Here is a 14,688-nt window from a genome sequence, read left to right as displayed (position 1 = left end):
TATCAGCTCTTTTTGGTTGCCATTCCATAAATCCAGAGGATAATTAAAGCTCCTCCGATTGAAAGAATCCAGCTTCTCGGATTCCAGAATGAAGTTACATCTCCCCAGTGTAGAATGTAAACTCCTATAGCTCCTCCTACAAAAGCTCCCAGAATTCCCAGGATAATAGTGATTAGCCATCCTCCTCCCTGAGTTCCGGGCATGATCATTTTAGCGATTGCACCTGCAATAAGACCGAATAAAATCCATGTTAGTATTCCCATAGTTGCAAATTTTTTTAATTGTTAATATTTAAAATTGATTTGTTGCTAATATAAGGGAAAACATGATATAAATCATCTTTTCTTGAAGAATGAGTCTACAAATTCCGTACCATTAAAAAGCTGTAAATCCTGCATTTTTTCGCCTACACCAATATATTTAACCGGAATCTGGAACTGGTCAGAGATCCCAATTACAACCCCTCCTTTTGCTGTTCCGTCTAGTTTTGTAACTGCCAATGCATTTACTTCCGTTGCAGCTGTAAACTGTTTTGCCTGTTCAAAGGCATTCTGTCCGGTAGAACCGTCCAGAACCAGCAGGATCTCATGAGGTGCATCAGGAATTACTTTCTGCATTACTCTTTTGATCTTGGAAAGCTCGTTCATCAGGTTAATCTTGTTGTGAAGTCTTCCTGCTGTATCAATGATCACAACATCTGCATTTTGTGCTACAGCGCTTTGTACAGTATCAAATGCTACGGAAGCAGGATCAGATCCCATTTCCTGTTTTACAATAGGAACACCCACTCTTTCGCTCCAGATCACAAGTTGATCTACTGCAGCGGCTCTGAAGGTATCAGCAGCTCCGAGAACTACTTTCTTACCCTCTGATTTGAACTGATGAGCCAGTTTTCCTATAGTCGTTGTTTTTCCCACTCCATTCACTCCTACAACCATAATTACATAAGGTTTTTTGGAGGTGTCAATATTTCCTGTGCCGGCATGAGGATTTTCAAGCAGTAGCCCTGAAATCTCATCGCGAAGAATTTTATCCAGTTCGTTTACACCTACATATTTATCTCTGGCAACACGTTCTTCAATTCTTCCTATGATTTTGATAGTAGTAGAGGCGCCTACATCGGATGCAATCAGTACTTCTTCCAGATCATCCAGTACTTCATCATCTACTTTGCTTTTACCGACTACGGCTTTCGTCATTTTTTCAAAGAATCCTTGGCTGGATTTTTCCAACCCTTTGTCTAAGGTTTCTTTTTCTTCCTTTTTGAAAATATTTTTAAACCAACTCATAGTTTTAGTTTATTCTTATTTATTTTTAATCACTGCTGTGGCTTCTACTTCTATAAGCACATCATCTCTGAAAAGCCTGCTTACTTCCACAAGGCTGCTTACTGGAGGATTCTGAAGGTTGACATACAAATCCCTGACTTTTCTGAAATCAGGTGTTTTTTTGATGTCTGTGGTAAAGATTCCCAGTTTAATAATATCTTTTCCTGTTCCTCCGTATTCTTTCAGGATGTTTTCGATATTTTTGAAAACCTGCTGAGTCTGTTCTTCTATAGTATTTCCCACAAGGTTACCTTTCGAATCCAGAGGTACCTGTCCAGATAATAAAATCATTTTGGAACTTCCGCAGTCAATACTTACTGACTGTGACAATCCTTTTATATTGAAAACTTTTGGCGAACTTTTATAATCTACAGGGTTCATTGTTCTCTGACTGAATGAAAATAGAAAAGTTGCTGTACAGGCCAGAACAAGTATCTTTTTCATACTTTACTGATTAATAATCTGGTGTACAAAGATAACAAAAAAACTACCCAAAATATGAGTAGTTTTTTATATTGTAAACAAAGTACTGATTATTTTTTCAAATAACCGTCTACTTCGTCAGCATTCATTACTTTTTCTTCGAAAACGTAAGCTCCTGATTTAGAAGACTTAACCATTTTCACCACTTTCGTCATTTTCTTAGACTGACCGCTTTGTAGGGTTGCTACTACTTTCTTTGCCATGGTAAGTTATTATTTATAAATTACTTAATTTCTTTGTGAAGGGTAGATCTCTTAAGAACAGGATTGTATTTTTTCAATTCCAATCTTTCTGTAGTGTTCTTTTTATTTTTTGTAGAAATGTATCTAGACATTCCTGGCATACCGCTTTCTTTGTGCTCTGTGCATTCAAGGATTACTTGAACTCTATTTCCTTTTTTTGCCATGATTTATTAATTCTTTTTAATCAATCCGTTTCTAGTAGCTCTTTCAATAGCTTCCTCGATTCCAATCTTGTTAATCACTCTCAATCCATGAGCTGATACTTTCAGTGTTACGTGCTTATCTTGCTCTGGAAGGTAAAACTTCTTCTCTAATAAGTTAATTTCAAAACGACGCTTCGTTTTGTTATTAGCGTGAGAAACGTTGTTACCAACCATTGCACGCTTTCCTGTTATTTGGCAAATTCTTGACATATCTCGATGTTCTTATTTGTATAATATTTGAGAGTGCAAAATAACGAAGAATTTTTTAGATAGACAAATCTTTTAGAAAATATTTGCAAATAAGTGACTGATTAATAATCATGAATTTTTAAAATAGTAGAATCCTTGGGATACAGCAGATAATCAGTGCTGATATATTTCATACAGGCTTTTTTTTAAGCAAAGAATTTAATATTCTATCTTTGTTTTTAATTAATCTAAATAAAAATAGATATGAGGAGGATTTATATTTTATTGTCTATGTTGCCTGTCAGTCTGATGGCTCAGAATTTTACGGAGGTACAGACCAGCATGAATAATTTTTATTATTCTGCGGCAGATATTGCAGATATAGACAACAATGGTACAATGGATATCGTACTCAATGGCGCGATAGATTCTGATGGTGATGGGAATGTAGACAGTACCTATAATGAAGTATATCAGAATAATGGAACAACATTATTACCCTATGCAGGATTGGGAGCTGGTGCAACCCATTTGGGAGATATTAGATTCATTGATTATAATAATGACGGTTTGATGGATATTATTTCCACCGGGCTCAGCTATATGGATGTGGTGAATTATAAACAATACCGTTTTAAAAATACAGGAACAGGGTTTGTAAAAGATGCTGAACTTCCCGGAAAAATTTATGGATCTGTAGAAGTTTTTGATTTTAATCACGATGGAAAATCGGATTATGCTATCAATGGAACGCAATATGGCCATGGAGGTGGATTTGGAAATACATTGGATTATTATAAGAATACAGGTACGGGGTTTGTTATGACGGAAAACTGGGTGGACGGAACTCAGAATGGAAGCTTTAAAGTGGTGGATCTTAATAATGATAAGCTTCTGGATCTTGTGATTATTGGGTCAGATGTCAATGGGGGTCCGGTTTCTAAAGTATATATGAATCAGGCAGGAGTTCTTACTCCTACGCAGGATCTCGCTCCTGTAGCTGTTGGAAAAATAGATTTTGCGGATTTCAATGCAGATGGTTTTCAGGATCTTGTTGTCATTGGGAGAGATGGAAATGATGATGGATATTTTGCGGTTTTAATGAATGATGGAACGGGGAATTTTACACCTCAAGTAATTACAGGAACTGATATTTCAGATGTTTCATTAAGTGTTGGTGATCTGAATAATGATGGTTATTATGACTTTATCATTTCAGGAAATGAAGACTATAATGCGGTTGTGAAAACGTATATCTATGATGTTTCCAATAATAAGTTTAATGAAGGAACATTAACGGGAATAACTGAATTGGGAGGCCCGGGACTGGTACATCTGTTTGACTTTAATAATGATCATCAACTTGATATTTTACTGGGAGGATTTGATTGGGCGGCTTCTGATCTGCCTTCACTGACTAAAGTATTTAAAAATAATTCTACTGCTGAAAACGCGAAGCCTACAGCTCCAACTCAACTGAATCTTACGAAAAACGGAAACCGATTTAATTTTACATGGAGCGGTGCTTCTGATGACAAAACTCCGGTGAATGCATTACGATATGAAATTACGGTAGGATCTACACAGGGAGCTTATGATATTGCCAGATATGTGGTGACAACACCATCATGGTTTCTGGATCTTGATCCGGCTATTCAGAATGTGTACTGGAGCGTAAAGTCTATTGATGCTTCAAAGGTGTATTCTGATGCTTCTGTACAAAGTGTATTGGGAACGGCAGAAATTAAATCTGATAAACAACTTATCATCTATCCGAATCCGGTATCAGATAAAGTCTATATCAAAGGAGAAAAGGTTTCAGAAGCTGAAATGTATTCAATGGACGGGAAGAAACTGAATATCAGTGTAAATGGAGATCAATCAATTGATGTTTCTCATTTACCTAAAGGAGTATATTTATTAAAACTGAAGATAAAAAACGAAATAACCACAAGGAAGCTTACGATTAAATAATTGAATCAATTCTATCTTCTATTAATGAGAAAAGCCAGACGTCCAGCTGGCTTTTCTCTTTTTTTTTATCGAATAAATCTGAATAATCTGCAGAATTTTTGATCGTTGATTCTTGTGGTATTCGTGCAAAAAATTGTGCAGTTTGTGTTTAAAATCACGCTTTCTTTGTTTTCTTTTTGAACCATTCAATAAGGTAATAAAACAGTAAAAACCCTAAAGCAAATATGGAAAACCTTGAAAGAAGATCACCTGCTCTTGTATAAAATGTCATCTTATCATATAGATTCACCTTTGCAAATAAGGCTGTTTTGTCTCCATAGAAAGTATCAGCAGTTACTTCACCTTTAGCATTGATATGGGCAGAAATTCCACTGTTTGCAGCGCGGGCAATTTCTCTTCTGGTTTCAATGGCTCTAAGTTTAGCATAAGATAAAAGCTGTTTATGTCCTTCTGTAACGCCCCACCAGGAATCATTGGTCATAATGGCTAAGAAATTGGATCCTTTTTTTACATAATCTGTTACAAACTCACCATAAATGCTTTCATAGCAGATAATAGGTGCCAGTTTCCCTTTGTTGTAAGGGTTTGAAAAAGCAACTCTTTCTTTATCTGTTCCCAAAGAGGCTACAGTACCACCAAGGTTCAGCATGGCATCACCTAAAAGTGGTTTTAAAACACTCATATAAGGAAATATTTCAACACCCGGTACCAGTTTTCCTTTGTGGTAAGCCTGTACTTTTTGATTAGGGACTAATTGAATCGCTGTATTATAACTGCTCACCCAGACACCGCTGTTGATCTGATAGGCTTCTTTAGGCAAATTAGCAGGGTTATAAAAAAAACGATGCGAAGAAATTCCTGTTGCAAAAACAGATCCCGGATGATTGGATAAAAATCCTTTGATATTGTTTAAAAGTAAACTTTTTTCAAAAGCGGTTTCAGAAATAGAACCTCTGCCGGGAAGAGCGGTTTCCGGAGCAATATAATAATCAATTTTACCTGTTGAATTTTTTTCAGCAAGCGCCAGTAAATCCTGCTCAATGGTCAGGCTGTCTTTCGAGTATTTTTCAGCGTAAGGATCAAGATCCGGCTGCAGCATCAGAACATTCACCTGTCCGGTTGGTTTTTCATCAAAATTGTTGTATTTGATCACCGAAATAATCATCGGAAGAACAATCAAAGCTCCAACGATTGCAGAATTTTTAATCAGATCTTTTCTCTTTCTTCCAGCTTCCCAGGTTCTTACTGTGTAGAAAATCAGAATATTGATCAGGAGAATCCAGAAACTTCCTCCGGTAGCTCCTAAAGTGTCATACCATTGAATTAGTTTTGGATAATCAGCGAATACATTCCCAAGGTTCAGCCATGGCCACGTTAATTCCCATCCCAAATGAAATTTTTCAAAACTCATCCAGATCGCAATCAGAAATCCTAATCCCCAATAGGTTCCCTGAGCATTTTTGTACCAGTGATAACATTGGAATACTAAAGAATATAAAAGAGAATTGACTAATACAGGAAATACAACAGCCATTAGAGAGTGACTTCCGTCAGGATTCTTTGAGCCGTACAGCCATCCTGTAGTTACGATGTTCCAGATCACAAAACACAGATAAGACAATCCGAAGACCACCCAGCTTTTCCTTTTGTAATCTGAAAATTTTGAAACTCCATGTTCCATCATTAAAAGAGGAACAAGAGCGAAAAATATAAAAAACGGAACTCCATAAGTTGGCCATGAAACCGACAGCAGCATTGCTGAAATAAGTGTAAGTAGAACGTATTTCATTAAATTATTTTAATACACAAATTTAATGTTTTTGAAATGAATATATTAGCAGTTCAATGTTAAAGAAAGTATATAAAATCATTATTGTTCCGTATACGCTGTTTCTGCTTTACCTGATGTTTTTAGGAATGGGCAGATTTCAGTATGAAGAAAATCTCCTTACTTTAGAACCTGTTTTTTCTACAATAAAATTTATTCAGGGGCCTAACAGGACGATAGATATTGTGATGATAGTCTTAGGAAATATTATCATGTTTATTCCTTTCGGGTTTTTGGGCTGGATTTTTCCCGATCTTAAAAAACTAAAGCCACTGATATTTAGCTTTATCTCGTGTATCGTTATTGTTGAAGCATTGCAATACTTTACAAGAATGGGAATATTTGAGGTAGACGATATCATCATGAATACATTTGGAGTGTATCTGGGATGGAAATTTTGCGGAATTATTGAAAAAAGATTTAATTATTAAGCTCCTTGGCGCGTTTTTCGGCATTCAGAATTCCCTGTTTCAGAATTTCTTTGAAACTATTTTCTTCAAATGTTTTTAAAGCTGCTTCTGTAGTTCCGCCTTTAGATGCAACATCTTTAATCAGTTCTTCAAGATTTTTCTCTGAATTATTGATCAGGTGATAAGCTCCCAGCATGGTCTGTTTTACAAAAAGTTTGGACAGGTTTTCTTCAATTCCCATTTCCATACCAGCCTTAATCATCGCATCAATGATGTAATAAAAATAAGCAGGACCACTTCCGGAAAGGGCTGTGACACCATCCAAAAGTTCCTCTTCCTCCAGATAAACCGACCTTCCGGTGCTGTTCAGTAATCTTTCTATACTGATTAATTGACTGAAAGAAATTCCTTCTGCAGCAGTATATCCCGTAATTCCCATTCCCAAAAGAGTAGGAGAGTTCGGCATTGCTCTTACCACAAGCGGATGATTCAGTAATTTCTGAATTTTTTCAATATTGATTCCTGCCATGATGGATAATACCATCTGGTTTTCTTTTAATGTAAATTGAATATTCTGAGCAACGGATTGAAAATCCTGAGGTTTTACAGCGATGATAATCAAATCAGCATCAATTTCTTTTACTTCTTCAAAGGTGGAGATTTTAGATTTGGGGAATTCTTCAGCTATTTTGGAGATTTTTGATTCACTTCTGATGATCAGATGCAGATGTTCAGGTTTGATCAGCTCATATTTCAAAAATGATTTTGAAAAAGAAAGTCCCATATTTCCGGCTCCAAGAATAGCTATTTTCATCACGAATTGTAATTTTTAAGCTAAAATAATGATTTTCCGGAGACCAGATATGAATTGATTTTAAATTAAGTTTTGTTGGAAAACGCAAAGGCGCAAAGATTTTGAATAACATACTGTTGTAAAGCGCAAGAACATTTCGACTTCGCTCAATGTAAGATTTTCAGCAAGCATAAAATGTTATAGAATCCTGTAGCAAAGATTATACGGTATTCAATTTTATCGAAGATAAAATCTTTGCGCCTTAAAAGTTCAACATAAATTAAGGACTCTGCGCCTTTGCGTTTTCCAACAAATAGAAAAAAGCTGTACTCATCATGAATACAGCTTGTATATTTTTTTTTTTAGATTAAATAATATTCACTTCCCGTTCAAGCTCTATCCCGAATTTTTCTTTCACAGAATTGATAATTTCAGTAGAAAAATCAAAAATTTCTTTTCCAGTAGCATTTCCGGTAGCATTGATGATCACGAGAGATTGTAGTTTGTGTGAAGCTACATTTCCGATTTGTTTTCCTTTCCAGCCACACTGTTCAATCAGCCATCCGGCAGGAACTTTTACCATATCCCCATTGGGATAGCCCTGAATATTTTCAAACTTTTGCTTTAAATCTTCAAATTGAATTAAAGGAATAGTCGGGTTTTTGAAAAAACTTCCGGCATTTCCAATTTCTTTTGGATCCGGTAGTTTGCTTTGTCTTATATTGATAACTGCTTTGGAAATATCCTGAATAGTTGGGGTTTTAATACCAAGGTTTTCCAGTTCAGATTTTATAGCACCATATTCTGTTTTGATAGAATGGTCTTTTTTGGTAAGTTTAAAAGTAACTTCCAGAATAACATATCTGCCTTTTCCTTCCTGTTTGAAGATAGAATCTCTGTAACCGAATCTGCACTGTTCAAGATTGAATGTTGTAAGTTCAAGATTTTCCAGATCCAATACCTTACAGCTTACAAAAATATCCTTGATTTCTGTTCCGTAAGCTCCGATATTCTGCATTGGGGAAGTACCGACATTTCCGGGAATTAAAGAAAGGTTTTCCAATCCGCCAAAATTCTTTTGCAGGCAGTACATCACAAATTCATGCCAGTTTTCACCTGCTTTTGCAGTTACCAATACTTCATTTTCATTGATGCTCTCTTCAGAAATTCCTTTTAGATTAAGCCTGATGGCAAGGCCGTCAAAATCTTTTGTCAGAAGGATATTACTTCCGCCTCCTAAAAACAGAAGCTGAAGAGATCGTGCTTTTGAGAAAATGAGTGCTTCTTTTAATTCATCAATGGTATTGATTTCAGTAAAATAGCGGGCTTTAGCTTCAACACCGAATGTGTTATAAGGTTTTAATGAAAAATTTTCCTGCATGTTTTATTTGTATTCTTTGGGAAGAATTTTGTCTAGTTGTTCTTTAAGTTGTCGTAATTGCTTATAATGTAAAGTGTCCACATAAGCATTCACATAGATATGTGATTTTTTCGGAGTCCGGATCTGGAAAGTTTCATCTGTTCCGTCTATCGATTGCTGACTGGGAGAACTTTTTATATGGTCAAGGTCTACAATCCTTACCGATGATACAAGCTGTTTCCATGTACTGGAATTGATAGCAGATCCCCATGTTTTATGGGTTTGATTAGCCGTCATTCCTTTTTCTGCAAAAACGGAATCTTTTGTGGCTTTAATAATTCTGTAATTTCCAAGATGTCCCCCGATTTCGGATACACTGATGAACGTAATCTCGTATGGGTTTTTGTGAGAATTAGTCTGTTCCGTTTTTTTGGAATCACAGGAAAAAAATGCCGACAGCAAAAGAATCGAAAACAGTATTTTCAGATGGAGTTTTTTTGTTGTCGGCATAGAATATATTTTACAGGCTGAATTCTTCTCTGTACTTCTTTAAAGCTTCTTTCAGAATTTCAGCGCTTCTTTTTAAATCTTCTTCTTTCAGAACGTAGGCAATTCTTACCTGCTTCTTACCTAATTCCGGATCACTGTAGAATCCTCCTGCAGGAGCTACCATGATGGTTTCGTTGTTAAGAGAGTATTTTTCAAGCAGCCACTGTGCAAATTTTTCAGTATCATCTACCGGAAGTTCAGCAACACAGTAGAAAGCTCCTCTTGGTTTTGGGCAGATTACGCCTGGGATAGCATTCAAAAGATCTACCAATACGTTTCTTCTGTGAGTATATTCTTCTCTTACCGCTCTGATGTAGGCACCATCATTCTGGTGTGCCGCTGTTGCTGCAATCTGACCTAAAAGAACCGGGCTCAATCTCGCCTGTGCAAAAAGCATGGCAGCATTACGGATTTTGCTTGAACGGGTAACCATACATCCGATTCTTACTCCACACATAGAATAACGCTTGGATTCTGAATCTATGATGATACAGTTTTCACTCAGTTCAGGGAAATCAAACATTGAGATCTGCTGTTTTCCGTCATATACATATTCTCTGTATACTTCATCAGAAATGATTACAATATCATATTTCAAAGCAATATCTGCAAGTTTCTGAAGTTCCTCACGGGTATACAGATATCCGGTAGGGTTTCCTGGGTTACAGATAATGATTGCTCTTGTTTTTTCTGTGATTTTTTTCTCGAATTCTTCAATAGGAGGCAAAGCAAAACCTGTATCAATAGTAGAAGATACTGCTACTACATTTACATCAAATGTGCTGGTGAAACCATTGTAGTTAGCATAGTAAGGCTCAGGAATAATCACTTCGTCACCTTCATCACATAAAGTAGAGATGGCAAAGTTCAGGGCCTCAGAACCTCCATTGGTAACAATGAAGTTATCAGGGGTAAGATCCGAAAAACCTAGTGAATGATAATATTCTGTAAGGGCTTTTCTGTATTCTATATTTCCTTCAGAAAGTGCATATTCCAATACTTTTAAATCGATGTTTTTTAAAGCATTTAAAGCTGTTTCCGGAGTTTCAATATCAGGCTGTCCGATATTAAGGTGGTATACTTTTATTCCTTTCTGTTTTGCTTGTAATGCAAAGGGAACCAGTTTTCTTACCGGCGATGGCGGCATATGCAGCGCTCTGTTTGAAATATTCGGCATTGTTCAAAAAATTTGTATGACAAAAATAGGATTTAATTTCTCAATAATAAAATTATGAGTCAACAAGAAGGTGTTTCATTAATCTTTATGTTGTCTTTTAAATCTGCTTATTTTAATGATTGTTAATATTAATTTTTCATGTATTTTAAATAAAGGTTAAGATTTTTTTAAGAATAATATTTTCGTATTGATATTTTTACTAAATTTCGCCTCAAATGTGATTAAAATGGCAATAAATTTATTTTCTAGAGTGGTACCCGCTATCGCTCTCTTTTCAGCCAGTGTACTAATGGCTCAAAATTATCAAACTATGCCGGTTTCTTCAGGCTTTACAGCTGATGTGATTGCAAACGGGATAGGTTCCTCAACAATTACTACAAACAATGACGTAGACGGAGTTTCTTACGCTTTTGTAGCTAAAGATTTTCAGCTGACATCCACAAGTGCTGCTATTACGTATGGTATTCCTGTTGACGGGGTTATTAATTCTGTAGTGGCAACAACTCCTGGACTGAGTTTTCAGCTGGCAAGTTTAAATGCAAATAATTCTTTAAGACTGGCTGCAATCAGTGATGTCGGAACTTTGGCATTTACAACACCAAAAGCAGTAACCAAACTGTACATGCTTGCTGTAAGTGGAAGTGGTACTTCTACAGTAAATGCAGTGGTAAACTTTACAGATGGCAGTTCGCAGACATTTTCAAGCATCAGCCTTGCAGACTGGTATAATGGATCTAATTTTGCCATCCAGGGAATAGGAAGGATTAAAAAACCTGGGGCAACTCCTGGTGCTGGTGATGATGTTCCTTCTCCTGAAGGCGGAACGAACCCAAGATTATATCAAGTTGAACTGGCAATTGATGCAGCGAACCAGGCAAAGCTGATACAAAGTGTAACGGTTACCAAAGCAAGTGGTTCAGGGATACCAAATATCTTTGCTTTTTCAGCAGACGCTTATTCGGATTGTATGCCTCCTGTATTGCAGGCGGTCTCAGGAATCACAGCTAATTCTGCATTAGTTTCATGGACAGGTAGTGCTGCCAGTTATGATGTGTATCACAGTACTTCCAATACCACTCCTGCAAGTTCAGTAACACCTACTTATCCGGGAGTAACAGGGACAAGTACAACCATCGGAGGGCTTAACTCCAATACAACATATTATTATTGGGTAAGATCCAACTGTAACACTGCAACCGGTCAGAGTGTATGGTCTTTTGCAGGGACATTTAAAACAGCTTGTTCTACTTTCACTGTTCCATATACTGAAAACTTTGATACAACAAGTACAGGTTCAAGCACCAATACGAATGCACCAAGTTGTTGGGCATATCTGGAAAGTGCATCATTTGCAGGGTATGGATATGTAACGACATCCAATAACTATTCGGCTCCGAATGCTTATTATATGACTAACTCAAGTGCTACTACGGGCAGTCAAATGTTAGTTGCTCCTCCTACTGTAAACCTTTCAGATGGTACTAAACGTGTAAGATTCTATGCAAAAGCCGGAGGAAGTAATTATACATTATTAGTAGGAACATTATCAAACCCTACGGATCCTGCTTCATTTACACCAATTGGTTCTCCTATTGCTTTAACAACTACTCACACCCAATATACGGTTAACATTCCTGTGGGGTCTGATTTACAATTAGCATTTAAACATGGTTTAGGAGGTTCTTCACGTTCTATTTATATTGATAATATTACGGTTCAGAATATTCCTTCTTGTTTTGAGCCAACTGCAGTTACCTCATCAAACGTAGCAGCAAACTCAGCAACAATCGGTTGGACGGAACCATCTCCAGTTCCTGCAGGCGGATATGAAGTTTATTACAGCACAAGCAATACGGCACCGGATGCATCTACTGTATTAAACGCTACCAACTCTGTAACTTCTACAACAGCATCTGCACCGGTAAGTGGGCTGTTGCCATCTACAACCTATTATACATGGGTTAGATCTAGCTGTAGCGCATCTGATAAGAGTATCTGGAGTACTTCTACATCATTTACAACTCTTTGTGTTCCGATAACTACATTGCCTTGGAGTGAAAATTTTGACGCAATGGCAACAATAGGTTCTGCAATTGTTCCGAATTGCTGGAAACAGACTCCGGGAGGAAGTTCATCTACCTATAACTTTACGTCAGCAAATGCTTCCCAACAAGCTTATAATGATCCTAAATCTGCTCCTAATTATTTGACAATCTATTATCCATACAGCAATGCTGCTTATTTATGGACTCCTACATTTACTTTAACTGCAGGAAATTCATATGATTTCTCATTCTATTGGGTAGGAGATGGCTATTCAGGCTGGCAGAATGAAGTATTGGTAAACAACGGACAAACAGCTACCGGAGCAACTAGCTTAACAACATTTATTACAGCTGATCAAACAGCAGCAGGTGGAGGGAATAGTACTAGTTATACTAAAGTTACTGTTTCATATACCCCAACATCTACTGGCGATTATTCATTTGCTATTAAAGCTTTGAATACAACAACTGATCCTTATTATATGGGATTTGATGATTTTTCTCTTACACAGTCTAATTTAGCCACTGCTGAAACATCTGTTAAGAAAAAAGAAGTAAATGTATATCCTAATCCTTTCAAAGACGTTCTGCATGTTGCGAATATCAAAGATGTTAAATCTGTAACAGTTACAGATGTAGCAGGAAGAGTAGTGAAAACTATTGATAATCCAACTACTGAACTTCAGTTAGGAGAATTGAATGCTGGTCTTTACTTAGTGACAATGAACTTTAAAGATGGTTCAAAATCAACAGTAAAAGCCATTAAAAAATAAAATTTTTTGAGTTAATAATTTCTGTAGGCAGCTGCATTCGTGTGGCTGCCTTTTTTATGATCCGTGACATAATAACTGGACAGATTATTCTTAAAAAATGTTGATGAAATTATTATACATTTGCACCGAAAACTATAACATCCATGAATAAATTTAAACTACTTTTTTTAATACCATTATTTTATTCCGAGTTTTCACAGGCTCAACGAATTGATAAAGAAACAATCAGTTTTCAGCTTTTGAAAGAACCGGTTTTCCCTACAGACCTGTCCAGCAGAAACTATACAATTACGGTAAAATCTCCTTATAATATTACAAAAGATGATGTTATAAGACTTTCAAAAGAAGACCATCAGAAAAAGGTGGATAATTATCAGGCAAATGTTGAAAATGCCAAGTACGAACACGGGGAAAGATTGAAGGATTATGATGCTGAAGTGAAAAAACTTCAGGAAAAGTACAAACTTGAATCTGCAGAATACAGCAAACTATCTGCAGTTGAAAAAATTGCAGCAACCAATGGCGCTCCTACGTTGAGATTACCTTCAAGACCTATCCTTAACATCCCTCCGGTTCCGGTGTATCAGCAGCCTGATCTGAGAGATGCCTTAATTGTGGATAATAAGATTCTGGCTTCCCAAATGGATGTGACAGGATTTTCCAAAGGCGGAAATTATCTGGATATTGTGATTGAAATGGAACGGACAAATTTTCAGGATAATCAGGGGAAAACTTTTGCCAATCAACCTACAAGGATTATTGCGAAACAAGGAGGAACTGTAAAACTGGATAAGACTTATTTTTCAGATTTCGCGGAAATAGCAAGCGTTCCAACCAATGAAATTAATTTGAATGCGCAGGAAAAAAGATATCTCCAGAGAACGATGGACCGTACAAGGAATATTATCAATGAGAATTTCGGGTATCAAACCATCAACTCTACAGTAACTCTGGCGACTGTAAAGAACAAAGGGGAATATGATGAGTTGGAAAAAGCATATATCTATGTTACAACCAATCTGAAAAAACTTCAGGCAAAGTCAGATTATGCTCCGAACAAAATAGCGATGGAAAATATGCAGAAAGGAATTGATCTCTGGAAAACGGCTTTGACAAAAGTAAATTACAGCGATAAGAAAGCTGTTTACAATCAGAAGATCGGGGAGTATCTTTATTTTAACCTGATCAGATTGAATATCGCTTTAGGGAATTACCAGGAAGCAGAGAAATATTTAAATGAGCTACAGGAACATTTAGTAGATATTAAACTATCCTACGATGCCAATCTTGAACTGAAAAGATTAGAAGAAAAAATTTATAATAACTAAAGAAAA

The 14,688-nt window shown here is 36.5% G+C and carries 15 protein-coding genes; 4 read left to right on the top strand and 11 right to left on the bottom strand.

The annotated features are described in order from the left end of the window. Positions 1-2: 2 nt before the first annotated feature. From FW780_RS10130 to rpmB, 6 genes are all read right to left on the bottom strand, one after another. Entirely contained in the window at positions 3-263 is a 261-nt protein-coding gene (locus FW780_RS10130; RefSeq protein WP_047425902.1) for a GlsB/YeaQ/YmgE family stress response membrane protein, read from the bottom strand. Between the two features lie 72 nt (positions 264-335). After that, a complete protein-coding gene (ftsY, locus tag FW780_RS10125) occupies positions 336-1,289 on the bottom strand; it encodes a signal recognition particle-docking protein FtsY (protein WP_149833468.1) in 954 nt (317 codons plus the stop codon). A gap of 15 nt (positions 1,290-1,304) precedes the next feature. Next, positions 1,305-1,772: a RidA family protein gene (locus FW780_RS10120; RefSeq protein ID WP_149833467.1), complete on the bottom strand. Its 468-nt coding sequence runs from the start codon at positions 1,770-1,772 to the stop codon at positions 1,305-1,307. Positions 1,773-1,861: 89 nt separating this feature from the next. Further along, positions 1,862-2,014 carry a DUF4295 domain-containing protein gene (locus FW780_RS10115; RefSeq protein ID WP_002976755.1) on the bottom strand — a complete coding sequence of 51 codons (153 nt, stop codon included), beginning with the start codon at positions 2,012-2,014 and terminating at the stop codon, positions 1,862-1,864. A 20-nt stretch (positions 2,015-2,034) separates the two neighbouring features. Then, positions 2,035-2,217, bottom strand: coding sequence for a 50S ribosomal protein L33 (rpmG, locus tag FW780_RS10110; protein ID WP_027373683.1), 183 nt, complete (start codon positions 2,215-2,217; stop codon positions 2,035-2,037). 6 nt (positions 2,218-2,223) lie between these two features. Beyond that, positions 2,224-2,466, bottom strand: a complete 243-nt coding sequence (gene rpmB, locus FW780_RS10105) for a 50S ribosomal protein L28 (RefSeq protein ID WP_002976757.1) — start codon at positions 2,464-2,466, stop codon at positions 2,224-2,226. Between the two features lie 243 nt (positions 2,467-2,709). On the opposite strand from rpmB, the gene FW780_RS10100 reads away from it, so the two are divergent. After that, positions 2,710-4,419, top strand: a complete 1,710-nt coding sequence (locus FW780_RS10100; protein WP_241676880.1) for a T9SS type A sorting domain-containing protein — start codon at positions 2,710-2,712, stop codon at positions 4,417-4,419. Between the two features lie 154 nt (positions 4,420-4,573). Here FW780_RS10100 and lnt read toward each other — a convergent pair whose 3' ends face one another. Beyond that, the gene (lnt, locus tag FW780_RS10095; RefSeq protein WP_149833466.1) at positions 4,574-6,208 is read right to left on the bottom strand and encodes an apolipoprotein N-acyltransferase; all 1,635 of its coding nucleotides are present in this window, start codon (positions 6,206-6,208) and stop codon (positions 4,574-4,576) included. Positions 6,209-6,264: 56 nt separating this feature from the next. Here lnt and FW780_RS10090 point away from each other — a divergent pair, with 56 nt between their 5' ends. Further along, the gene (locus FW780_RS10090; protein WP_149833465.1) at positions 6,265-6,678 is read left to right on the top strand and encodes a VanZ family protein; all 414 of its coding nucleotides are present in this window, start codon (positions 6,265-6,267) and stop codon (positions 6,676-6,678) included. Here FW780_RS10090 and proC read toward each other — a convergent pair. From proC to FW780_RS10070, 4 genes are all read right to left on the bottom strand, one after another. Further along, positions 6,668-7,471, bottom strand: coding sequence for a pyrroline-5-carboxylate reductase (proC, locus tag FW780_RS10085; protein ID WP_149833464.1), 804 nt, complete (start codon positions 7,469-7,471; stop codon positions 6,668-6,670). The two genes, FW780_RS10090 and proC, sit on opposite strands and share 11 nt — an antisense overlap. 346 nt (positions 7,472-7,817) lie before the next feature. After that, positions 7,818-8,831, bottom strand: coding sequence for a UDP-N-acetylmuramate dehydrogenase (murB, locus tag FW780_RS10080; RefSeq protein ID WP_149833463.1), 1,014 nt, complete (start codon positions 8,829-8,831; stop codon positions 7,818-7,820). Between the two features lie 3 nt (positions 8,832-8,834). Further along, positions 8,835-9,320 (bottom strand): hypothetical protein, encoded by a 486-nt coding sequence (locus FW780_RS10075; protein WP_149833462.1) that lies wholly within the window; start codon positions 9,318-9,320, stop codon positions 8,835-8,837. 10 nt (positions 9,321-9,330) lie between these two features. Next, on the bottom strand, positions 9,331-10,536 hold the full coding sequence (locus FW780_RS10070) for a pyridoxal phosphate-dependent aminotransferase (RefSeq protein ID WP_149833461.1): 1,206 nt from the start codon (positions 10,534-10,536) through the stop codon (positions 9,331-9,333). A 226-nt stretch (positions 10,537-10,762) separates the two neighbouring features. Here FW780_RS10070 and FW780_RS10065 point away from each other — a divergent pair, with 226 nt between their 5' ends. Together FW780_RS10065 and FW780_RS10060 are read left to right on the top strand one after the other, a co-directional pair. Continuing rightward, entirely contained in the window at positions 10,763-13,354 is a 2,592-nt protein-coding gene (locus tag FW780_RS10065) for a fibronectin type III domain-containing protein (RefSeq protein WP_149833460.1), read from the top strand. 143 nt (positions 13,355-13,497) lie between these two features. After that, on the top strand, positions 13,498-14,682 hold the full coding sequence (locus FW780_RS10060; protein WP_149833459.1) for a hypothetical protein: 1,185 nt from the start codon (positions 13,498-13,500) through the stop codon (positions 14,680-14,682). Positions 14,683-14,688 lie beyond the last annotated feature (6 nt).

The organism is Chryseobacterium sediminis, assembly GCF_008386505.1.
GTDB lineage: Bacteria > Bacteroidota > Bacteroidia > Flavobacteriales > Weeksellaceae > Chryseobacterium > Chryseobacterium sediminis.
The sequence above is the reverse complement of the archived record's forward strand: the minus strand, read 5'-3'. Positions and strand labels throughout refer to the sequence as shown.

What these genes read in the sequence shown, in the direction of transcription:
- FW780_RS10130 (WP_047425902.1), bottom strand. Translation starts at nt 263, where the DNA reads ATGGGAATACTAACATGGATTTTATTCGGTCTTATTGCAGGTGCAATC.
- ftsY (WP_149833468.1), bottom strand. Translation starts at nt 1,289, where the DNA reads ATGAGTTGGTTTAAAAATATTTTCAAAAAGGAAGAAAAAGAAACCTTA.
- FW780_RS10120 (WP_149833467.1), bottom strand. Translation starts at nt 1,772, where the DNA reads ATGAAAAAGATACTTGTTCTGGCCTGTACAGCAACTTTTCTATTTTCA.
- FW780_RS10115 (WP_002976755.1), bottom strand. Translation starts at nt 2,014, where the DNA reads ATGGCAAAGAAAGTAGTAGCAACCCTACAAAGCGGTCAGTCTAAGAAA.
- rpmG (WP_027373683.1), bottom strand. Translation starts at nt 2,217, where the DNA reads ATGGCAAAAAAAGGAAATAGAGTTCAAGTAATCCTTGAATGCACAGAG.
- rpmB (WP_002976757.1), bottom strand. Translation starts at nt 2,466, where the DNA reads ATGTCAAGAATTTGCCAAATAACAGGAAAGCGTGCAATGGTTGGTAAC.
- FW780_RS10100 (WP_241676880.1), top strand. Translation starts at nt 2,710, where the DNA reads ATGAGGAGGATTTATATTTTATTGTCTATGTTGCCTGTCAGTCTGATG.
- lnt (WP_149833466.1), bottom strand. Translation starts at nt 6,208, where the DNA reads ATGAAATACGTTCTACTTACACTTATTTCAGCAATGCTGCTGTCGGTT.
- FW780_RS10090 (WP_149833465.1), top strand. Translation starts at nt 6,265, where the DNA reads ATGTTAAAGAAAGTATATAAAATCATTATTGTTCCGTATACGCTGTTT.
- proC (WP_149833464.1), bottom strand. Translation starts at nt 7,471, where the DNA reads ATGAAAATAGCTATTCTTGGAGCCGGAAATATGGGACTTTCTTTTTCA.
- murB (WP_149833463.1), bottom strand. Translation starts at nt 8,831, where the DNA reads ATGCAGGAAAATTTTTCATTAAAACCTTATAACACATTCGGTGTTGAA.
- FW780_RS10075 (WP_149833462.1), bottom strand. Translation starts at nt 9,320, where the DNA reads ATGCCGACAACAAAAAAACTCCATCTGAAAATACTGTTTTCGATTCTT.
- FW780_RS10070 (WP_149833461.1), bottom strand. Translation starts at nt 10,536, where the DNA reads ATGCCGAATATTTCAAACAGAGCGCTGCATATGCCGCCATCGCCGGTA.
- FW780_RS10065 (WP_149833460.1), top strand. Translation starts at nt 10,763, where the DNA reads ATGGCAATAAATTTATTTTCTAGAGTGGTACCCGCTATCGCTCTCTTT.
- FW780_RS10060 (WP_149833459.1), top strand. Translation starts at nt 13,498, where the DNA reads ATGAATAAATTTAAACTACTTTTTTTAATACCATTATTTTATTCCGAG.